The organism is Nostoc sp. TCL26-01, from assembly GCF_013393945.1.
GTDB lineage: Bacteria > Cyanobacteriota > Cyanobacteriia > Cyanobacteriales > Nostocaceae > Trichormus.
On the sequence record NZ_CP040297.1, the window covers coordinates 1,620,632 to 1,639,582 of the forward strand.

Sequence of the window (18,951 nt, forward strand, 5' to 3'; positions counted from 1 at the left end):
TTGCCGCATCGGCATGAGACAATCAGTAATACAATCGCCATACAAGCGATGCAGGCGCTGAAGGAAAAACAATGTCAGAAAATTTCAGAAGTAAAGTTGTCACACAAGGGGTGCAGCGATCGCCTAATCGAGCTATGCTGCGGGCAGTAGGTTTTCAAGATGCAGACTTTACCAAAGCCATTGTGGGTGTTGCCAATGGCTACAGCACCATTACCCCGTGCAACATGGGGATTAATAAACTAGCACAAAGAGCAGAAATCGGGATTAAACACGCTGGGGCTATGCCGCAAATATTCGGCACAATTACCATTAGTGATGGGATTTCTATGGGAACCGAAGGGATGAAATATTCCCTGGTGTCACGGGAAGTGATTGCTGACTCCATTGAAACAGTCTGTAATGGACAGATGATGGATGGGGTGATTGCCATCGGTGGTTGTGATAAGAATATGCCAGGGGCAATGATTGCGATCGCCCGGTTAAATATCCCGGCTATATTTGTTTATGGTGGCACAATTAAACCCGGACACTACAACGGCCGTGACCTAACTGTAGTCAGTTCCTTTGAAGCGGTCGGACAATACAGTGCAGGCAGAATTGATGATGCCGAACTCACAGCCGTAGAACGCAATGCTTGTCCTGGGGCTGGTTCTTGCGGAGGGATGTATACCGCAAATACCATGTCTTCTGCCTTTGAAGCGATGGGTATGAGTTTACCTTATTCTTCCACAATGGCAGCAGAAGATGAGGAAAAAGCCGATAGTACAGAAGAATCAGCAAAAGTTTTAGTAGAAGCCATTCGTCATCAACTCTTACCCAGACAAATTATCACCCGTAAATCTATTGAGAATGCCATCTCGGTGATTATGGCCGTGGGTGGTTCTACAAATGCCGTACTACATTTTCTGGCGATCGCCAGGGCTGCTGGTGTAGAACTAAACTTAGATGACTTTGAGACAATTCGGGGACGTGTGCCGGTTTTGTGCGATTTAAAACCCAGTGGTAGATATGTCGCTACCGACTTGCACAAAGCTGGCGGTATTCCCCAAGTCATGAAAATGTTATTATTGCATGATTTGCTGCATGGTGACTGTCTCACCATCACAGGTAAAACCATTGCTGAAGTTTTAGCAGATATCCCAGATGCACCATCCCCAGACCAAGATGTGATTCGTCCTTGGGATCATCCATTATATGCCCAAGGTCACTTAGCGATCCTCAAAGGTAATCTAGCGACAGAAGGGGCTGTGGCCAAAATTACTGGGGTGAAAAAACCTGTGATTACTGGGCCAGCAAGAATATTTGAATCGGAAGAAGACTGTTTAGATGCAGTTTTAGCAGGGAAAATTCAAGCTGGTGATGTGATTGTCATCCGCTACGAAGGCCCCAAAGGCGGCCCCGGTATGCGAGAAATGTTAGCACCAACCTCAGCCATTATTGGTGCGGGTTTGGGTGATTCCGTCGGCTTAATTACCGATGGACGCTTCTCTGGCGGTACTTACGGCATGGTAGTCGGACACGTCGCCCCAGAAGCAGCTGTGGGTGGGGCGATCGCTCTGGTAGAAGAAGGTGATAGTATTACTATCGACGCTCATGCACGCTTGTTACAGCTAAATATCTCTGATGCAGAATTAGCTCATCGTCGTGCCAATTGGCAACCCCGTCCACCCCGTTACACTCAAGGTATACTAGCGAAATACACTAAGTTAGTGGCTTCTAGTAGTCTCGGTGCTGTTACAGATTTAGACTTGTTCCCCCAATAACTCAAGTTACTAGCTGATTTATATGTAGTCTCTGGTCGCAGTAATTGGTAATGGTGAATTGATCATCGGGAGAAAATTATTACTCATTTCCGCAAAAGTAGAGACGTAGCATTGCTACGTCTTTACAAGGATTTTCGGTAACGCAGCATAAATCTCTACCAGATGTTTATTACCCCATTACCTATTAGTCCTACAATTTTTTGATGAACCTTTGCCAAAATAGAAACAAGGATTGTTGCTGATTTAGTTCTAGCATCGGTAAAATTTTTCTATGATGCCGCCAACAGACGTAAACTTGCTTGAAGAGTTGTTCCGAAACTGGCAAATAGTCAAAGATCAGGTTAGTCAAAAAGTGAGTTCTCTCACCAACTCAGCACACCAATTTGGTAAATCATTACAGGAAACAGCCAATACCACAACTGATCAGACCATTGATGTAGTTACACAAACATTACAACAAAGTTGGCAAACAGCTGAACAGGTTAAGAGTACAACATCTGCTGCTGTCAAAACAGCTATTTCTTCATCTATCAATGATTGGTTAGTACAACACCCGACGTTTTTACGGTTAGTACAAATATTAGCTTGGGCTACTAATCATCCCATCATCAGCTTAATAATTTTGCTATTTGCCATAGCTCTCTTGGGGAATCTTATCAAAACAATGGTGCGTTTGATTGAGACAGCTAGCTGGTCAATATTGCAAGTCCCTTTAAAATTAATCCAGGCGTTAATTAAAGTTAGTATTTTATCTATGAAGAAAGTGAGCAATTTTGCTCTACAAAAAATGACTAACCATCAAAAGCTAGATGATCATTCAGATTTAATCGCTACAAGTCCTCAAACTATTTATACCGATAAACAACAAAGATTAACAGAAATTTCTCGCCGCTTAGAGATAATTCAACAGGAACAAAAAGAGCTTTTACAAGAAGCAGCAGACTTGATGAGTATATAGTAATCCGATTTGATTTCTGAATCACTCCTAGAGGTAAGGAATTGGGGAACTCGGAACCCCCTCTGAGGATAAGGGGCAATGGGGACTGGGAAGAAAGAATAAAGGTGTACTGAGTTTTGTATGCGTAAGCGCAGGCTACGCTCTTCAGATGAAGGATGCAGAAATGCTAGTGAACAGTAGAGACGTTGCATTGCAACGTCTCTACATAATTTATGTGTATCATGATTAACGTGAAATGGTATAAAGCAATGAGATCCTGTAAACTTTTGGAACTTTGTAGCATTATGTGCATCTTCTAAGGTATTTTGAGTTTTGTATAGTAGTTGCTAGAGAAATTAATGCAAACGTGCAACGAGAGTGATCTATGATATATTGAGCATCGTTACATATATTACTTTTTGCCAAACTATCCACGATCGCCAAAGCAAAAGCAAAAGTGTGGATGCAGCAAAAATAGACAATTAACTTAACAAAAATAGTTGATACAACCACAGGGTCAGACTTTTGTGATATCAATGTACACCAGCGAATCAATCAAGTACTCGGCCAGAACCGAGATTGGACAAACAAGTCGGATTCTGGTAGTTGAAGATGAAGAGCTTATTCAAGAGATGCTAGTAGTCGCCCTAGAAGAAGAAGGATATGGGGTGGTGACTGCGGCTGATGGGAGATCAGCTGTAGAGTATCTCAAAAGTTTTGAACCGAATGGGGGTGATTTTCCCTTCGATTTAGTAATTCTTGATTTGATGTTGCCGCAAATCAACGGCCTTGATATTTGCCGCTTGCTACGTCATCAAGGCAACCCAGTACCGATTTTGATGCTCAGTGCTAAAGGCAGTGAAACTGATCGCGTGTTAGGTTTAGAAGTAGGTGCAGATGACTATCTCACCAAACCCTTTAGTATGCGGGAATTAGTAGCTCGGTGTCGTGCTTTACTTCGTCGCCAGCGCTTGAGTACCTTACCTCAATTACCAGTACTGAAGTATAAAGAAGTTACCTTAAATCCTCAAGAGTGTCGAGTGCTAGTACGTGGGCAAGAAGTAAATCTTTCACCCAAGGAATTCCGTTTATTGGAATTATTTATGAGTTATGCTCGCCGGGTATGGTCACGGGAGCAACTACTAGACCAAGTGTGGGGTCCAGATTTTGTCGGTGATAGCAAAACTGTAGATGTTCACATTCGTTGGTTACGGGAAAAACTGGAACAAGACCCCAGTCATCCTGAATATATTGTGACTGTCAGAGGATTTGGCTATCGGTTCGGATAATCTATTGAGATAGTTGTTAGTTTTTATTAGACCTTTTGCAACTAACAACTCAAACTCAAATGCTTTTATTGGGATTTCTGCTGGGTTTAACCGTAGGCATTGGGTTTTGGATCTGGCAACAGGTTCAACTAAACCGCTACCTGGAGCGATTACTCCAACCTCTCAATTCTCGCCCTTCTAAAATGAAGGTGGCTTTGCCATTGCTGCCTCGTTTGCGCCGAGAAATTGCCACTCTCAAGCAGCAGAGGCAAGATTTGCAGCAGTCTTTACAAACGCACCAAGACTTGCTGGACTATGCACCTGTGGGATATTTGCAAGTTGATGAAGAAAATCAACTGTTGTGGTGTAATCAGCAAGCCAGAACCATTTTGTACTTACAAAGATGGCAACCAGGACAGGTACGTCTGTTGCTAGAATTGGTACGCTCTTATGAACTGGATCAGTTAATTGAACAAACACGCGATCGCCAAAAAGCACAAACTAAAGAATGGGTGTTTCATCCCTCTTGCGATAACGCCGCAGAACTGCTGACAATCAAGTCTTTGATGTTGCGGGCTTCTAGCTTACCCTTACCTGATGGTCAAGTGGGCGTTTTTTTAGAAAATCGCCAACCTCTACTGGATATGAATCAAGTCAGGGAACGATCATTTTCCGATTTAGCTCATGAGTTGAGAACACCCCTAACTTCCATTCGGTTAGTTGTCGAAACCCTACAAAATCGGTTAGAACCGCCTTTAAATCGTTGGGTAGACCGCTTGATGCAAGAAGTTGACCGACTAGTAAATTTAGTCCAAAGTTGGTTAGAACTGACGCAAATGGAAGCAAATCCCACAATGCAATTGCAAGCTGAAGCTGTAGAATTGCGATCGCTCATCACTTCAGTCTGGGAAACCCTAGAACCTTTAGCACAGCGTCAACATCTGTCTTTTGCTTATTCTGGCCCAGAAAATCTCTGGATTAAAGCTGATCCTGCCCGACTTTATCAGGTATTTCTCAATTTATTAGACAACAGCATCAAGTATAGTTCTCCCGCTACCAGTATTCACATCCAAGCCAAAATCTCTCCCTCAAACCATGAACCCCCTATCATCGAAGTTAATCTGATTGATGCCGGTGAGGGTTTCGCTGACGAAGATTTACCCCATGTTTTTGAGCGATTTTACCGGGGAGATAAAGCCAGGACTCATTCAGCCTTAAAAGATCATAATATTGTTGGTAATGGTTTGGGTTTAGCGATCGTTCGCCAGATAATTCTCGCTCACGGTGGTTCGATCAAAGCCATGAATCACCCAGAAACCGGAGGTGCATGGATACAATTACAAATTCCCGAAGTTATGGCAAACTCCTCATGCCAAGACTATAGTTAGAGATATCTTCACGTTTGAGACTACAAGTGTGAAAGCCGTTGTTTATAGTCCCAACCCCGAAAGTCCCCATTTAGCACGCGCCATTAGGCGCTTAGAACGGGATGTCTTACGCATGGGAGCTTTGGTAGAACAATCATTTCGCCTCAGCCATCAAGCGTTATTTGCCCGCAACTTGACAGCTGCTGAGGAACTGCCCCGATTAGATAAAAAGATTGATCGCTTTTACAGACAAATAGAATCAGACTGTACTGCTATCATGACATTACAAGCCCCGGCAGCACAAGATTTGCGCTGCTTGAGTGCTTTTATGCAGTTGGTGCGAGATTTAGAGCGCATTGGTGATTATGCCGAAGATTTAGCCGAAATCGCCGTGAAACTCTTTCCCTATCCCATTCACACATCTTTACCAGAAATAGCAGTCATGTCTCACCATGCTCAAGCTATGCTAGCAACTAGCTTAGTAGCTTTGGCAGACTTAGATGAAGCCGGTGGACGCAACATCAAGCATTTGGATGATGTTGTCGATAATGCTTACGATCACCTCTACCAAACTTTAGCTCAACAACGCGATGTACAAGGCGTAGTTGAGCCGATTATATTACTAGCACTGGCAATTCGCTGTCTCGAACGCATGGCAGATCATGCAACTAACATCGGTCAGAGAGTAGCGTATATCGTCACAGGTCAACGTTCTTAACCCTAGTCTTGAAAAATAAGAGGTTTAGATTTTTATCTGGCAAGAGTGATTAAAGAGGGTTAATTAGGCGATCGCATTTTTAAAATTACTCTGGTGATGTATGGCGATTTTCATGCCGATGAAGTACACCTGTCTAGTCCAGAGGTCGTAGGGGCGGGTTAAATCAGTTATCAGTTATCAGTAAACAGTTATCAGTCAAGATAATTGGGTTTAAGTCTCCCACTTTAACAGTGAACAGTTATCAGTCAATATAATTGAATCAGCGTTAACTGATAACTGATAACTGTATTAACCCGCCCCTACTGCTTGTAAGCAATGTGGGTAGCCTCTGCTGACTAAAAATATGTACCTCACTCAACTGGGAAACGCTAGATTGTTACTTCACCAAAGTGCTAATTTAACGTGACGTGAGTTCGACAAGTTTTTTTGACCTTTGCCCTAACGCCTCTATAACAAGTAAGTCCTGGTAGTTTAGGGTCTTGGGTTACGCTCTGCTCTAGCGACATCTGATACATTAAAATTATTAATCACATTCACAATTTGTAAATAATTAAAAGTTAATTAATCATAGTTATTTTTTACAAAAGGTTTACCTTTTCTTAAACTTAGACAATTAGATTGTCATATAGGTAGATAAAAACATCACCTAGTCTAGTAGTATTTATATAGCATTAAATATCAATTAATACAGTGGAGCGTTTCTAACAAACGTTGGATTTGTCCTGACTTAAATAGTAGTCGCAAATACAGCTACAACATTTAGAATCACAATTGCAACCTCATGGCTGTTATTAGAATATCTCAATTTTAGAATGTTAGGAATAGTATTATTAGGGTTATTCATCAATTCATATTAAAATATCATCCAAGTTTCCTAATAAAATCTACATAACTTAATTGAGAGTAAAAGTACTACATATTAGCAATGAAATTATCGAATAAGCAATAAATTTTGTACCGCATATAAATTTCCCACAATCAATCATGAAAAACATCAATTATCTGTAATCAATTTCTAAATACACAACTACCACACTCAAAAACTCTTCCATAATGTCTTCTATAATTTTCACAGAAAATACTTCTGTCATCTTGAATGACTCTCACTTCAATGAACAGTTAGTACAAAAACTATTTACTCGACGAGAAATCATTCCCCCAAAAAATGATGTGCTTTGGCAGATCGAGCGTGGTGCTGTTCGTACCTTAACTTGGAGTGAAGACGGAACATATATCACCTTGGGTTATTGGGGGCCAGGAGATGTGATTGGCTATCCCTTATCCAGAGTTAAACCGTATCAAATTGAATGCTTAACCAGCGTCGAGGCTAGTATCATACCTCCTCATCTCTGGCATCAGTATATTAATAATTTATTTTCTCATATTCAACATTCTGAAGAGCTTTTAAGCATAGTTCATCGTAAACCCATCGCCTTACGTTTGTGGCAATTTTTGGTGTGGTTAAGTGAAAAATTCGGACGGAATGTAGAACAAGGTAACTTAATCGAGATCCACATTACCCATCAAGAAATTGCTGAAGTCTTGAACACGACAAGAGTCACAGTGACGCGATTGCTACAGCAATTTGAAACAGAAGGAATGCTAGTCAGATACAAACGTCGAATTATTCTATGTTTAACAAATAAAAAAATTATGAATAAGAGTTCAAAAGATTATTGATTGTCTTGTGCTAAGTAATGTCAAAGATGTATAATCGGTACTGAAAATCATGTGTAAACTTCCTTACTAATACTAAAGTTAGAGATTTTACCATGAGAGTGAACTAGTTGGTGTGAGTGAAAGTAAAACTATGACAAAACTATTCTGGAACGCTTTAAAAGTTAGTCCAGTTGTTTTTGCAGCGACACTATTGGCTACCAATAGCGTGTTAGCGGCTGAAGCAAATGAACCAGCAACCAGCGTTGCTCAGTTAACTCAAGCTTCTCAATCTCAAGACATCGGTCAAGTAACATCCGTCTCACAGTTTTCTGATGTACAACCAACAGATTGGGCATTCCAAGCTTTACAATCACTAGTTGAGCGCTACGGCTGTATTGCAGGTTATCCCAACGGTACATACCGTGGTAACCGGGCTTTAACCCGTTATGAATTTGCGGCTGGTTTGAATGCTTGTTTAGACAGAGTTAACGAACTAATTGCCACAGCCACAGCTGATTTGGTAACCAAGCAAGACCTAGCTACCTTACAACGCTTACAAGAAGAATTTTCTGCGGAACTAGCTACCCTGCGCGGTCGTGTCGATGCTCTAGAAGCGCGCACAGCTGAGTTGGAAGCAAACCAATTCTCGACAACTACCAAGTTAGTTGGGGAAGCAATTTTTGTAGGTTCTCAAGTTTTTGGGGATACAAGAGCTGATACAGACAACAACCCCAACAACAACGCCGATTTACAAAGTAACACCACCTTCTCTAACCGGGTGCGCTTGAACCTGTACAGCAGCTTCACAGGTAAAGACCAACTACAAATTCGGTTGAACTCAGGTAATCTTGTTTCCAATGCTGGTGTTTCAGGTACTAACATGACCCGTTTGGGATTTGATGTATCTGATACTACCAACGCTGTTGCCATAGATAAAGTCAACTACGCTTTCAACTTCAGTGATGCAATTCGAGTGAAAGTTGATGCAACTGGTGGTGAATTGTACGAAAACGTCAACACCTTCAACCCTGACTTTGCTAGCTCTGGTAGAGGTGCGCTTTCCCGTTACGGACGCTTCAGCCCCATCTATCGTCAAGGTCAAGGTGGTGCTGGTGTAACAGTGACTGTGAATCCAACTGGCCCTCTCACACTGTCTGCTGCTTACTTGGGTAATACAGCTAATAACCCTAATGATGATAATGGTCTGTTCAACGGTGCCAATACCATCTTCGGTCAAGTAGCCTTCAAGCCAAGCTCAAAGTTTAACGTTGCTTTTGCCTACGCGCGCACCTATCAAAATAGTCCTAACAACATCAACTTATTTGGTAGCACAGGAAGTGGTTTTGCCAACAGCCCATTTGGTAACGGTAACGCTGTTTCAGCTAATAACTACGGTATTCAAGCTAGCTTCCAACCAAGCTCCAAGTTTACAATTGGTGGATGGGCAGGTTACACTACTGCCACTTCTGAGTCTGGTCCAAACAAAGGTAGAGATGCAGATATTTGGTATTGGGCTGCTAGTCTTGGGTTGAAAGACTTTGGTAGAGAAGGTAACGTTTTAGGTGTGATATTTGGTCAACCACCCAAAGTTACCAGCAACGATATCAGTGCTAGAGAAGATAATGATACTTCTTACCACCTAGAAGGTTTATACAAAATCCAGTTGACTGATAACATTCAAGTAACACCTGGTTTGTTGGTAATCTTCAATCCTGAACACAACGATAACAATGACACAGTTTACGTAGGTACTCTGCGTACCACCTTCACCTTCTAAGAAGGGGTGCTGACAGACTGTTTGCATAACACAGGACTTACGCAAAACAGCACGAAAGTAGCGGTAATTCATGAATTACCACTACGTAATCATAAGATTTTTCGCCAAATCTTGCGTAAGTACCATAACAGTTAAATAGACAAAAACCCGCCTTCAGGCGGGTTTTTGTTGACAAAATATCTATTAGGACTTATTCGGTGTCACTAAATTTTCTGGCTTTTTGTCAACAGTCAATAGTCAACAGTCCCAGAAAACTTGATTTTGACAATTGACTATGGACTATTGACCACCCTTAGAAGGGTTTATTGGTTGAGTGCGTAAGTCCTAGTCATGTTGATTAGATAAATTTGATGGAGGCCGATCGCTACTCCATGCCCACCACACACTACCACATTGGCAGTGGTAAAATTCCTGCCATTTGCGCCGATGGTCTTCTGTTAGTACAGGCGATCGCCGGTTAATCCAAACTTGTAAAGCCTCTAAGCTACTAGCATGACAGCTAGGACAGCAAAACTCATAAGCGTGAACTGCCTTATTTGTCCATTCAGGCGGGATGGGAGCAAAAGCGTCCATGTAAGAATAATTCGTAGTTCTTAATTCGTAATTAAGAAGATTAGTTGTTTTTTTATATACTATACTTCATAGGACTGAACTACTGGAGGAACTTCCAACTAAAAAAATATACAATCGCTACACAATTTAAGGTTTTTAACGCTAGCTGAACCGTATTGCACTTTAACTCAGTTATAAAAGAGCATGAACATATAATAAATGTCTCATGCTCTACCTACATTTCTAAGCTAAAACCCTTATTTCTATTGCCTATTGCCTATTGCCTATTAAGACTATTAACCGCACTATTGCGTTCACGCTCAATTTGTCTGACTAAATTTTTGGGAAGTTGGGATCTTTTCGTTAAGGCTTTGTCAAAATTAGCGATCGCATCTTGAATTAGTTGCTGACTTTTTTCTTGTCTACCCTGTTCTTTCAAGATTTGCGCTTTCAGATAATACAATTCTGGATTATCTGATGCAACTTTGATGGCACGATTTGTGTAATCTAGAGCTTGAGAGTATTGTCTTAAGTCACGATAGGCTAAAGCAATACCCCTATTTGTTAAATACTGCGGCGCTGCGTTTGCTTCCAAGCGGTTGATAGCATCATCAGGATTAGCAAAAGGTAGACTCACAGACAACATCAAATCCATATAACCCTTGAGTAAGTTCAGTTCTGGATCTCTGGGAGAAATAGCCTCCGCCTTATCTAAATAATCGTAAACTTGCCGTAACCGACTCAAAGCTTGGGGTGCGCCTTTGAGTGTACCTTGACGAGTCAAAACTGCTCCCCCTTCTAGAAAATGCCCGACAGCCGTGTATATATTGCCGCGTAATTCATCAGTAGCAACTAACTTTTGTCCAGTTTCTAGCGTTTTTTGGCTATATTTATCCAGTGCGCTCAAGTCTTGATTAATGTATGCTAGGGATGCTTTCATAGCATAAGCTAGCGGTTCATCTGCTTCGCTAGATATGGCTTGATTCAGGTAACGCTCGGCTGCTGGATAATCACCCTGTTGAAAAACTGCTTTAAAAGCTGCTTCTGTTTTGTCACCAATTTTACGCTGTTCACTGGTGCGAAACGGATCACCAGCCAAAGATGGGGTGATACCCAGATAAAATGCGATCGCCAAACCAAAAGTCGCCGGAGCAAGCTTAGTCAATAGCGAAAATATGATTGAGTGAGGAGAGAAAAAACTTTTATTCATTGTCAGCCCTAGAGTAATTACGGTTACAACAGTGATATCTATTACCTAAAATATAAAAAAACTGATGATAATCTCTATATTTCATAGCTAAAATACTCCACACATTTAGACTTAGATCAGAATTTCTAGTTCCTCAAGTTGTTGTAGCCATTGTTCACGGGTATTCTGTCACAATGAAACAAGAATCATTGCTTTCTCACTAGAGACAAGTTAGTGCTGAGTACCAAGTTGAGAGTAAAAAATACTCAATACCAAAAACTGCCCCATGCCCCATCGGTAATCTTAACAAATGCTCTATCTCCGAAATTTGATTTATCATCCTACAGCCTGCCCAACAGCAATCCTCAAATCCATCAACTTAGAATTAGCACCACAACAGATGGGATTAATTATCGGCCCTAGCGGTTCCGGTAAGAGTACATTACTAGAAATTTTATCTGGCTTGGCTGAACCAACATCCGGTGCAGTTTTCTGGCGAGAACAAGAACTGATTGCAGAACAAATACAACAATTGGCTGGGTTAGTATTTCAGTTTCCAGAGCGACACTTTTGTGGCGGTACAATCTTAGAAGAATTACGTTTAGGGCATCCAGAGTTAGGAACAGAACGAGTCAGACAAGCCTTAAGCGAAGTCGGACTAGAACATTTATCCCTCTCCGCCGCACCTTATGCCTTAAGTGGCGGTCAACAAAGAAGATTAGCTTTAGCAGTACAATTAATTCGTCAACCAAATATATTGTTATTAGATGAACCGACAGCAGGATTAGATTGGTCAATGCGTCGGCAACTAGTAAACTTATTAGCCAAACTCAAACAAGACTGGACACTATTAGTAGTAACACATGATGCCGGGGATTTGTTAGCGATCGCAGATCGTTGTTGGACACTCAACCACGGTGAACTACAATCAGTAGAACCAGCAACACTACTAGAAGCAAAAATCAGAGAACCCCTACCAGCTGTTTGAAATCAAAGAATAGAGAGTGCTGAGTGCTGAGTGCTGAGTGCTGAGTATAGAAACATTGACTATTGACTATTGACTATTGACTAATGCCTAATGACTAACCTATTGCCTGAAATGGCACAAATTTGGCAGCAAACCCTGAAATGGCAACCAACTGACGAACAACAAACGCAATTTCAGCAGCTTCATGAGTTAATCCTAGAAGGTAATCGTCAGTTAAACTTGACGCGCATCACCGAACCTCAAGAATTTTGGGAAAAACATCTTTGGGATTCCTTGCGTGGAATCATACCACAGCAACAATTTATTTCTTCTCTTGTAGCTGGTGCATCTGTCGTTGATATTGGTACAGGTGCGGGATTTCCTGGTGTTCCCATCGCTATTGTTGCACCTAACTCGACAATTACGCTTTTAGATTCAACTCGAAAAAAAATCAATTTTCTTGAGCAAGTTGTTAGTGAACTAGCTTTAGCTAATGTCAAAACCCTTGTTGGTAGAGCTGAAGAAATCGGACAACAAACCCAGCATCGACAAAAATATGACCTAGCTTTAATCCGGGCCGTTGGTAATGTATCTGCTTGTGCCGAATATACTTTACCATTGCTCAAACAAGGTGGTTTAGCCATTATCTACCGAGGCACTTGGACAGAGGCAGAGACTATAACTTTATCAAATGCTGTACAACAGTTGGGTGGTGAAGTCGAATTAATACAACAATTCACAACGCCTTTAACTAATAGTGTTCGTCACTGTTTGTATTTACGAAAAATAAGGAATACACCCACTAAATTTCCTCGTACTGTTGGTATACCGACACAAAAACCGCTTTAAATATCAATATGGCTCAATTAAGGCTCAAAGTTATGTAAATTAGTTCTAATTTACACTGTTTCGCTCTAAAAAGCCTCAACACAGAGGTACTGGACAACGAATAGAAGCTTAGATATATTTATTACAAAAAATACGAACTGGATCTTAGCAAAATCAAATAATCAGTCTAAAATACAGTATTTTCTATTTTAAAAAACTTATGGCTGCTGTTCGCACATCCCATGTTTCTGCTTCTGGCACTTGGTTTCAAAGAGGTTCTCGCCCATCCATCAAGAAAAGACGAGTACGTCCAGAATCAGGAGTGGGCAATGCTTCTATATTTGCCTCTAAGGCTCCATCTGGCGCATCAACAAGACAACGTCCGTTCTCGAAAGATACACAAAAAACTTCTCAGGCTAAAGTCAAGGCAAGTCAACAACAGAAAAATCCTAAGTCAGAGTTTCCTAACACATCTGTTGTTTCTACTGCTAAGACAACACCTTTGTGGTTGCAGCGACTTTACGCCATACATCGTTATTCCTCAATTGCAGGTTTTGCTCTAGTCACCACAACTTTGGCTGTTTATGGATTCACTGTATACACCCAAGAATTATGGAGTCAGAGCTACCATAGACTACAAAAATTACAACGTGATGAACGGCAAATCACCACAACTAACGCCATATTAACCAACAAAATGGCGGAGGAAGCAGAGCGCCAATCAGCAGGATTAGTATCACCAACTCCTTCTAGAACTATCTTCCTCTCTCCAGTACCCAAAACTGCTGAAGTAGCACCACTCAGCATTAAACCAACCTCTCAACCCCAACAGCCAGCCTCTTCAGCATTGGGATATTAGGGAAGGAGTTAGGGAGGCAAGGGAAGCAGGGGAAGCAGGGGAAGCAGGGGAGAAGAAGAAATGCTAATGACTATTGACTATTGACTATTGACTAATGACTATTGACCAATGACCATTAACACTGAACAGGGTAATGCAAAAGTCACCAAGTAGATTAAAGTTCAGAAAGTTTCAAAAGCCAGATTTTACGAGGCGGCAAAGGAATTCTAGAAGAATCCCTAATCAGACAATTGCGTCTAACCCCCAAGAGCAAGTATCTAGTCCGAGAAGCAGACTTTTGATTGTTTGGGGTATATTAATGACGGCTGGAGTAGGACTGGCGATTAATTTGTATAATTTGCAGATTGTCCAAGGTTCAAAGCTGACTGAGAAAGCCCGCAATCAGCAAATGGTAAATTTGCGTCCATATATGCCCCGGCGTTTGGTGGTCGATCGCAATGATAATGTATTAGCTGTTGACCGTCCTGTATTTACTGTCTATGCTCACCCGAAGCTGTTTAAAAAGACTAATGAAGCGATCGCTGAACTTTTAGCACCTATCATTAATAGAAATCCTGCTGATTTAGTCAAAATTTTTCAAAGTCAAAAAACGGGAATTACCTTAGCTGCATCTTTACCTGAAGAAATTAGCGATCGCGTCAAGGCATTAAACTTAGATGGTTTAGAATTAATTCCCAAATACTCCCGCTATTATCCCCAAGATGATTTAGTAGCCGATGTGGTAGGCTATGTCAATGTTGACCGTCGCGGTCAAGCTGGTGTGGAATATAGCCAGGAAAAATGGCTAGAACGCTCTGTCAAAACTGTCCGACTGAGTCGTTCTGGTAATGGGGCGCTGATGCCAGATTATGCTCCTGAAGGTTTTTTGAATTCTGATGATTTGCGGATGCAATTGACTATTGATAGTCGTTTGCAACGGGCTACTCGTACAGCACTCAAACAACAACTAGATAAGTTTGGGGGGAAACGGGGAGCAGTGATTGTGATGGATGCGATGGATGGCTCGATCCTCGCACTGGCTTCTCAGCCCACCTATAATCCTAATGAATATTCCAAAGCTAATATCTCACTGTTCAAAAACTGGACAGTAGCGGATCTCTATGAACCAGGATCAACTTTTAAACCTTTAAATGTGGCGATCGCACTTGAAAATGGTGTGATTAAATCAGATGATGTATTTAATGATCCTGGCTCAATTCAAGTAGCTAACTACACTATCAGAAATGCTCAACGCAACGGTTACGGGCGGATCAACATCGCGCAAATTTTGCAAAACTCTAGCAATATTGGCATGGTGCAAATCATCCAACGCCTCAAGCCTTCAATTTACTACAACTGGCTAGAACGTTTGGGACTAGGACAGCCGCTAGATACAGATTTACCTTTTGCTGTTGGCGGTAGACTCAAAAGTCAAGAAGAATTTATCAACTCGCCAATTGAACCTGCAACTACCTCTTTTGGACAAGGTTTTTCTCTGACACCATTACAGCTAGTCCAAATGCAGGGAGCGCTAGCTAACGGTGGTAAATTAGTCACACCCCATGTTGTCCGAGGACTAATTGATACCAAAGGACAAATGCACTACACACCCTCTCGTCCAGCACCCAGGCAAATTTTCTCTGCGACAACAGCGCATAAAGTCGTAGAAATGATGGAAACTGTAGTCACCGAAGGTACTGGTAAACCTGCCCAAATTGCTGGCTATCGCATCGCTGGTAAAACTGGTACAGCCCAAAAAGCTAGTCCCAACGGCGGCTATATCGCTGGTGCGAGAATCACTAGTTTTGTGGCTATTTTACCAGTTGAATCACCCCGCTACGTAATTTTAGCTCTAGTAGATGAACCAAAGGGCGCAAATGCCTATGGTTCTACTGTTGCAGCGCCAATTGTCAAGTCTGTGATGGAAGCACTCATCCCCATTGAAAAAATCCCTCCCAGTTTGGTTGTTGACCAAAAGTCTGGTCAATAGTCAATGGTCAATAGTCAATAGTCAATAGTCAATGGTCATTATTCTTATCTCACTGTCCCCTTGTCCCTTACTCCCTCACTCCTCTTATCTATCTCAATAACCAACTGAACAATCCTTCTACGGTGAGGGTGAAATCTTGGGCGAATTTTGGCACTGGTAATACTGCTGTTGGCTGATCGTAAAAAGATGTTGGCTGATCTGGTGGGTAAACAAATACAGATTGTTCTTGGGGATCAATCAACCACCCCATCTGAGTTCCATATTTGAGGCAATGGAGAATATTTTTGGTGACTTTAGTTTGACTTTGATCAGGAGATAAAATTTCGATTGTCCAATCTGGGGCTATGGAGAAGACGTTAGCAACTCTACCATTTTCCTGTCGTGGAATTCTATGCCACAAAAACACAGAAATATCAGGGATGATTGATCTCTCACCAAAAGTACAACGCAGTTCTGAAAAAGCTCTGGCAATTTGTTTGGGTTTGAGAATTAAATTGATGGCAGGTGCTAACTCAGTCTGAATGGCGCTATGTTCTCCTTGTGGCATCGGTTTTTGGATAGTACGCCCGTCAATGTACTCACTGCCTGGTTTTGTTTCTGGCAGTTTGAGGAATTCGTTTAGACTTAGAGTAGTGGCAGGAATCTGTACCATTTCAGGTTTTCTTACAAGATGTAATACAAATTCGTAATTCGGAAAAATATGTGTCTTACCTGCGGACTGTGGTGGCTGGATTACCCCAAATATTAACTCGGCCATCAAATCCACCACTGGCGAGAAGTTGCCCATCTGGACTGAAGGCGATCGCACTTACCCAATCACTATGTCCATATAATGTGGTTAATAATTCACCCGTGGTTAAATCCCACAACTTAATTCCATCTCTGCCGGCGCTAGCGAGAGTTTTGCCATCGGGATTAATGGCGATCGCATTTACCCAATTACTATGTCCTGTGAGGGTACGGATGAGTTGTTCCGATGATATATTCCAAATTTTAATTGTGCGATCGCTACTAGAACTGACTAAATTTTGCCCATCGGGAGTAAAAGCAATACCTGTAACTGCACCACTATGAGCTGCAAATCCCCGAATGAATTTACCTGTGCTTAAGTTCCACAGTTTAATCACACCTCTTTTATCACCACTGGCTAGAGTCTGACCATCACGACTCAATGCTAATGTATAAATTCTATTATCAAAGCGGACTAAGGTAGCTAATGGGCGTTGTTGCAGTAAATCCCAAACGCGAATACCATCCAAAGCTCCACTGACTAAAACTTTACTATCAGGAGACACCGCTAAAGACAATACACTCGCTGTATGTCCCACAAAAGAGCGTGTGAATTTATTATTCCTCAGATTCCAGAGATTGATAATATTATCGTTACCACAACTAACTAAAGTTTGGCCATCTGGGGAAATTACCAAAGATTCCACCGCCGTCTTTTGGGCTTTGTTGATTGTTGCCAATCTCTTCCCAGTCAAGGGATTCCAGATACGGATTATACCATCGTTATACGCACCACCACTGACAAGAGTTTTGCCATCAGGACTAAAAGCCAAAGATTTTACAGTCCCTGGATGGGCTGCGAGGCTATACAGTAGGCGAGAAGCAGCAAACCCTCCTGTTTGGCTGGTGCTATTGACTACCTGTGGTGCATCAGCAGCTGTGACTTTTAACCCTGGCCCTAGATTTAGTGGCAGAGCGATCGCTGCTAGCAATGCCACAATAAAATGTGGGCGTACCCAGATATAGCCCCCACCTTTTCCCACACTACCCACTGTTTTTCCTCACCTGATTCAATTTATTAGTCAATAGTCATTGGTCAATAGTCAATAGTCATTAGTCAACAGTCAAAATTATTTTCCCCTTGTCCCCTTGTCCTTGCCGCCTATGCGTAATTAGGTTATAGCTTCCAACCCTTTGTCCCCTTGTCCCCTTGTCCCCTTGTCCCCTTGTCCCCTTGTCCCCTTGTTCCTCACTCCCCCACTCTCTAATAAGGTGGTTTTTTCTTATTCACAGTCAGCATGGGTAAAGTCGGACTAGATGAGCGAGAGGGTAAGTAATGTTGCACTACAGGCTCTTCCGCTATGGGGCGGCGCTGCTGATTGCTGCGCCACAGTTTAAAAGCAAGGCTAACACCTGCTGTTCCTAAACCAACAGCGAACAATGACCAGCTATCATCTAACCCACCAATTAGAGCATCCACCACGCCCATGGTGATCAATACACTAATTATGGGTTCTTTCCTGTAGGCTGACTTTAAAAAACGGGGTAATACAGCGTTCATCACAGCTTGATTTGTCCAAATCACCTTTTGCGTTAATTTACTTAAGAATACTTCACTTGAGAATTGCCTTTTTCAGATCAGAGGCAGCTTAGGTAGATTATAATTTTTTTAGCAGGTATTTTCCGTGTAGTATTTAACTCTCTTACATAAAGTCTTTGCAAGTTTAAGACATAACTCACACTTTTTAGTCTTCTAGTCTGACCCAAAGCTGTCGAAGGTAAATCTTGTGATGTAGTTCCTGTAAATCCATATTGTCAAAACCAGCTAGATATTCCAGCTGGTCTTAAGTCTATGTAACTACTAGCTTACAACTTTAGAGTGGGAATTGGATATGGGGCATTTTTGAGTGCTGAGTGAGGGAGTGCTGAGTTGTAATTCTTCCCCAATCCCCAATCCCCAATCCCCAATCCTCTTTACTTAAGTCCGAGCCAAGAGAGAACGCCTTGATTAGTGACGTACTCAATTAATACCATCAACAAAAAACCAATCATGGCAGCCCGTCCATTCAAGCGTTCAGCGTATTCGTTGAAGCCAAATTTTGGCTCTTCTAGTTTGGGTGTAACCGTTGGTTGTGTTTGTGACATTGGGAAAAAACCTCTTTTTGGCAAACGGGACTTGATAACAAATTTTGAACTAAGTGTTAGGCTGGAATACCAAAATAACTGTTTGGGTTATTGGCTTATGCCTAAGTGATTCAGCAAAGGCTGTTTAACAAATTTTAATTATTCTTTATACATTGTAGAGGTACTAGGCCAATAGTCAAGGATAAGTGTTTGAGGTTGAGATATTCAATTAAAGTCCGGAGAAC

17 protein-coding genes are annotated in these 18,951 nt (G+C 41.7%); 11 read left to right on the top strand and 6 right to left on the bottom strand.

The genetic code is table 11. From position 1 onward, the window contains the following. The first annotated feature begins 71 nt into the window (after positions 1-71). From ilvD to FD725_RS06860, 7 genes are all read left to right on the top strand, one after another. Positions 72-1,763, top strand: a complete 1,692-nt coding sequence (gene ilvD / locus FD725_RS06830) for a dihydroxy-acid dehydratase (protein WP_179047425.1) — start codon at positions 72-74, stop codon at positions 1,761-1,763. A gap of 271 nt (positions 1,764-2,034) precedes the next feature. Then, positions 2,035-2,721 (top strand): hypothetical protein, encoded by a 687-nt coding sequence (locus tag FD725_RS06835; RefSeq protein ID WP_179047426.1) that lies wholly within the window; start codon positions 2,035-2,037, stop codon positions 2,719-2,721. Between the two features lie 515 nt (positions 2,722-3,236). Next, positions 3,237-3,989, top strand: coding sequence for a winged helix-turn-helix domain-containing protein (locus tag FD725_RS06840; RefSeq protein ID WP_179051457.1), 753 nt, complete (start codon positions 3,237-3,239; stop codon positions 3,987-3,989). 59 nt (positions 3,990-4,048) lie between these two features. Beyond that, positions 4,049-5,356 carry a cell wall metabolism sensor histidine kinase WalK gene (locus tag FD725_RS06845; RefSeq protein ID WP_179051458.1) on the top strand — a complete coding sequence of 436 codons (1,308 nt, stop codon included), beginning with the start codon at positions 4,049-4,051 and terminating at the stop codon, positions 5,354-5,356. A 28-nt stretch (positions 5,357-5,384) separates the two neighbouring features. Beyond that, positions 5,385-6,053, top strand: a complete 669-nt coding sequence (phoU, locus tag FD725_RS06850; protein WP_179047427.1) for a phosphate signaling complex protein PhoU — start codon at positions 5,385-5,387, stop codon at positions 6,051-6,053. A gap of 1,053 nt (positions 6,054-7,106) precedes the next feature. Beyond that, entirely contained in the window at positions 7,107-7,733 is a 627-nt protein-coding gene (locus FD725_RS06855; protein WP_179047428.1) for a Crp/Fnr family transcriptional regulator, read from the top strand. 130 nt (positions 7,734-7,863) lie between these two features. Further along, entirely contained in the window at positions 7,864-9,489 is a 1,626-nt protein-coding gene (locus FD725_RS06860) for an iron uptake porin (RefSeq protein ID WP_179047429.1), read from the top strand. A 324-nt stretch (positions 9,490-9,813) separates the two neighbouring features. On the opposite strand, the gene FD725_RS06865 is transcribed toward FD725_RS06860, so the two are convergent. Further along, a complete protein-coding gene (locus tag FD725_RS06865; RefSeq protein ID WP_179047430.1) occupies positions 9,814-10,062 on the bottom strand; it encodes a hypothetical protein in 249 nt (82 codons plus the stop codon). A gap of 256 nt (positions 10,063-10,318) precedes the next feature. Continuing rightward, complete coding sequence (locus FD725_RS06870) at positions 10,319-11,251, bottom strand: Sll0314/Alr1548 family TPR repeat-containing protein (RefSeq protein ID WP_179047431.1); 933 nt, start codon at positions 11,249-11,251, stop codon at positions 10,319-10,321. Between the two features lie 289 nt (positions 11,252-11,540). Here FD725_RS06870 and FD725_RS06875 point away from each other — a divergent pair, with 289 nt between their 5' ends. The 4 genes from FD725_RS06875 (at position 11,541) to FD725_RS06890 (ending at position 15,853) form a co-directional block, all read left to right on the top strand. After that, entirely contained in the window at positions 11,541-12,218 is a 678-nt protein-coding gene (locus tag FD725_RS06875) for an ABC transporter ATP-binding protein (protein WP_179047432.1), read from the top strand. A gap of 90 nt (positions 12,219-12,308) precedes the next feature. Further along, positions 12,309-13,046 carry a 16S rRNA (guanine(527)-N(7))-methyltransferase RsmG gene (gene rsmG, locus FD725_RS06880; RefSeq protein WP_179047433.1) on the top strand — a complete coding sequence of 246 codons (738 nt, stop codon included), beginning with the start codon at positions 12,309-12,311 and terminating at the stop codon, positions 13,044-13,046. Between the two features lie 199 nt (positions 13,047-13,245). After that, positions 13,246-13,884, top strand: a complete 639-nt coding sequence (locus tag FD725_RS06885; protein ID WP_179047434.1) for a hypothetical protein — start codon at positions 13,246-13,248, stop codon at positions 13,882-13,884. A gap of 133 nt (positions 13,885-14,017) precedes the next feature. After that, entirely contained in the window at positions 14,018-15,853 is a 1,836-nt protein-coding gene (locus tag FD725_RS06890) for a penicillin-binding protein 2 (protein WP_179047435.1), read from the top strand. Between the two features lie 88 nt (positions 15,854-15,941). Here the strand turns inward: FD725_RS06890 and FD725_RS06895 are convergent, their stop codons facing one another. From FD725_RS06895 to FD725_RS06910, 4 genes are all read right to left on the bottom strand, one after another. Continuing rightward, a complete protein-coding gene (locus tag FD725_RS06895; RefSeq protein ID WP_179047436.1) occupies positions 15,942-16,505 on the bottom strand; it encodes a Uma2 family endonuclease in 564 nt (187 codons plus the stop codon). A 55-nt stretch (positions 16,506-16,560) separates the two neighbouring features. Next, positions 16,561-17,634: a WD40 repeat domain-containing protein gene (locus FD725_RS06900; protein WP_179047437.1), complete on the bottom strand. Its 1,074-nt coding sequence runs from the start codon at positions 17,632-17,634 to the stop codon at positions 16,561-16,563. Between the two features lie 212 nt (positions 17,635-17,846). Continuing rightward, positions 17,847-18,143: a hypothetical protein gene (locus tag FD725_RS06905; RefSeq protein ID WP_179051459.1), complete on the bottom strand. Its 297-nt coding sequence runs from the start codon at positions 18,141-18,143 to the stop codon at positions 17,847-17,849. 413 nt (positions 18,144-18,556) lie between these two features. Continuing rightward, complete coding sequence (locus FD725_RS06910) at positions 18,557-18,727, bottom strand: chlorophyll a/b-binding protein (RefSeq protein WP_179047438.1); 171 nt, start codon at positions 18,725-18,727, stop codon at positions 18,557-18,559. Positions 18,728-18,951 lie beyond the last annotated feature (224 nt).

What these genes read in the sequence shown, in the direction of transcription:
- FD725_RS06875 (WP_179047432.1), top strand. Translation starts at nt 11,541, where the DNA reads ATGCTCTATCTCCGAAATTTGATTTATCATCCTACAGCCTGCCCAACA.
- FD725_RS06865 (WP_179047430.1), bottom strand. Translation starts at nt 10,062, where the DNA reads ATGGACGCTTTTGCTCCCATCCCGCCTGAATGGACAAATAAGGCAGTT.
- FD725_RS06905 (WP_179051459.1), bottom strand. Translation starts at nt 18,143, where the DNA reads ATGAACGCTGTATTACCCCGTTTTTTAAAGTCAGCCTACAGGAAAGAA.
- FD725_RS06910 (WP_179047438.1), bottom strand. Translation starts at nt 18,727, where the DNA reads ATGTCACAAACACAACCAACGGTTACACCCAAACTAGAAGAGCCAAAA.
- FD725_RS06895 (WP_179047436.1), bottom strand. Translation starts at nt 16,505, where the DNA reads ATGGTACAGATTCCTGCCACTACTCTAAGTCTAAACGAATTCCTCAAA.
- FD725_RS06840 (WP_179051457.1), top strand. Translation starts at nt 3,237, where the DNA reads ATGTACACCAGCGAATCAATCAAGTACTCGGCCAGAACCGAGATTGGA.
- rsmG (WP_179047433.1), top strand. Translation starts at nt 12,309, where the DNA reads ATGACTAACCTATTGCCTGAAATGGCACAAATTTGGCAGCAAACCCTG.
- FD725_RS06855 (WP_179047428.1), top strand. Translation starts at nt 7,107, where the DNA reads ATGTCTTCTATAATTTTCACAGAAAATACTTCTGTCATCTTGAATGAC.
- FD725_RS06845 (WP_179051458.1), top strand. Translation starts at nt 4,049, where the DNA reads ATGCTTTTATTGGGATTTCTGCTGGGTTTAACCGTAGGCATTGGGTTT.
- ilvD (WP_179047425.1), top strand. Translation starts at nt 72, where the DNA reads ATGTCAGAAAATTTCAGAAGTAAAGTTGTCACACAAGGGGTGCAGCGA.
- FD725_RS06835 (WP_179047426.1), top strand. Translation starts at nt 2,035, where the DNA reads ATGATGCCGCCAACAGACGTAAACTTGCTTGAAGAGTTGTTCCGAAAC.
- FD725_RS06870 (WP_179047431.1), bottom strand. Translation starts at nt 11,251, where the DNA reads ATGAATAAAAGTTTTTTCTCTCCTCACTCAATCATATTTTCGCTATTG.
- FD725_RS06860 (WP_179047429.1), top strand. Translation starts at nt 7,864, where the DNA reads ATGACAAAACTATTCTGGAACGCTTTAAAAGTTAGTCCAGTTGTTTTT.
- FD725_RS06890 (WP_179047435.1), top strand. Translation starts at nt 14,018, where the DNA reads ATGCAAAAGTCACCAAGTAGATTAAAGTTCAGAAAGTTTCAAAAGCCA.
- FD725_RS06885 (WP_179047434.1), top strand. Translation starts at nt 13,246, where the DNA reads ATGGCTGCTGTTCGCACATCCCATGTTTCTGCTTCTGGCACTTGGTTT.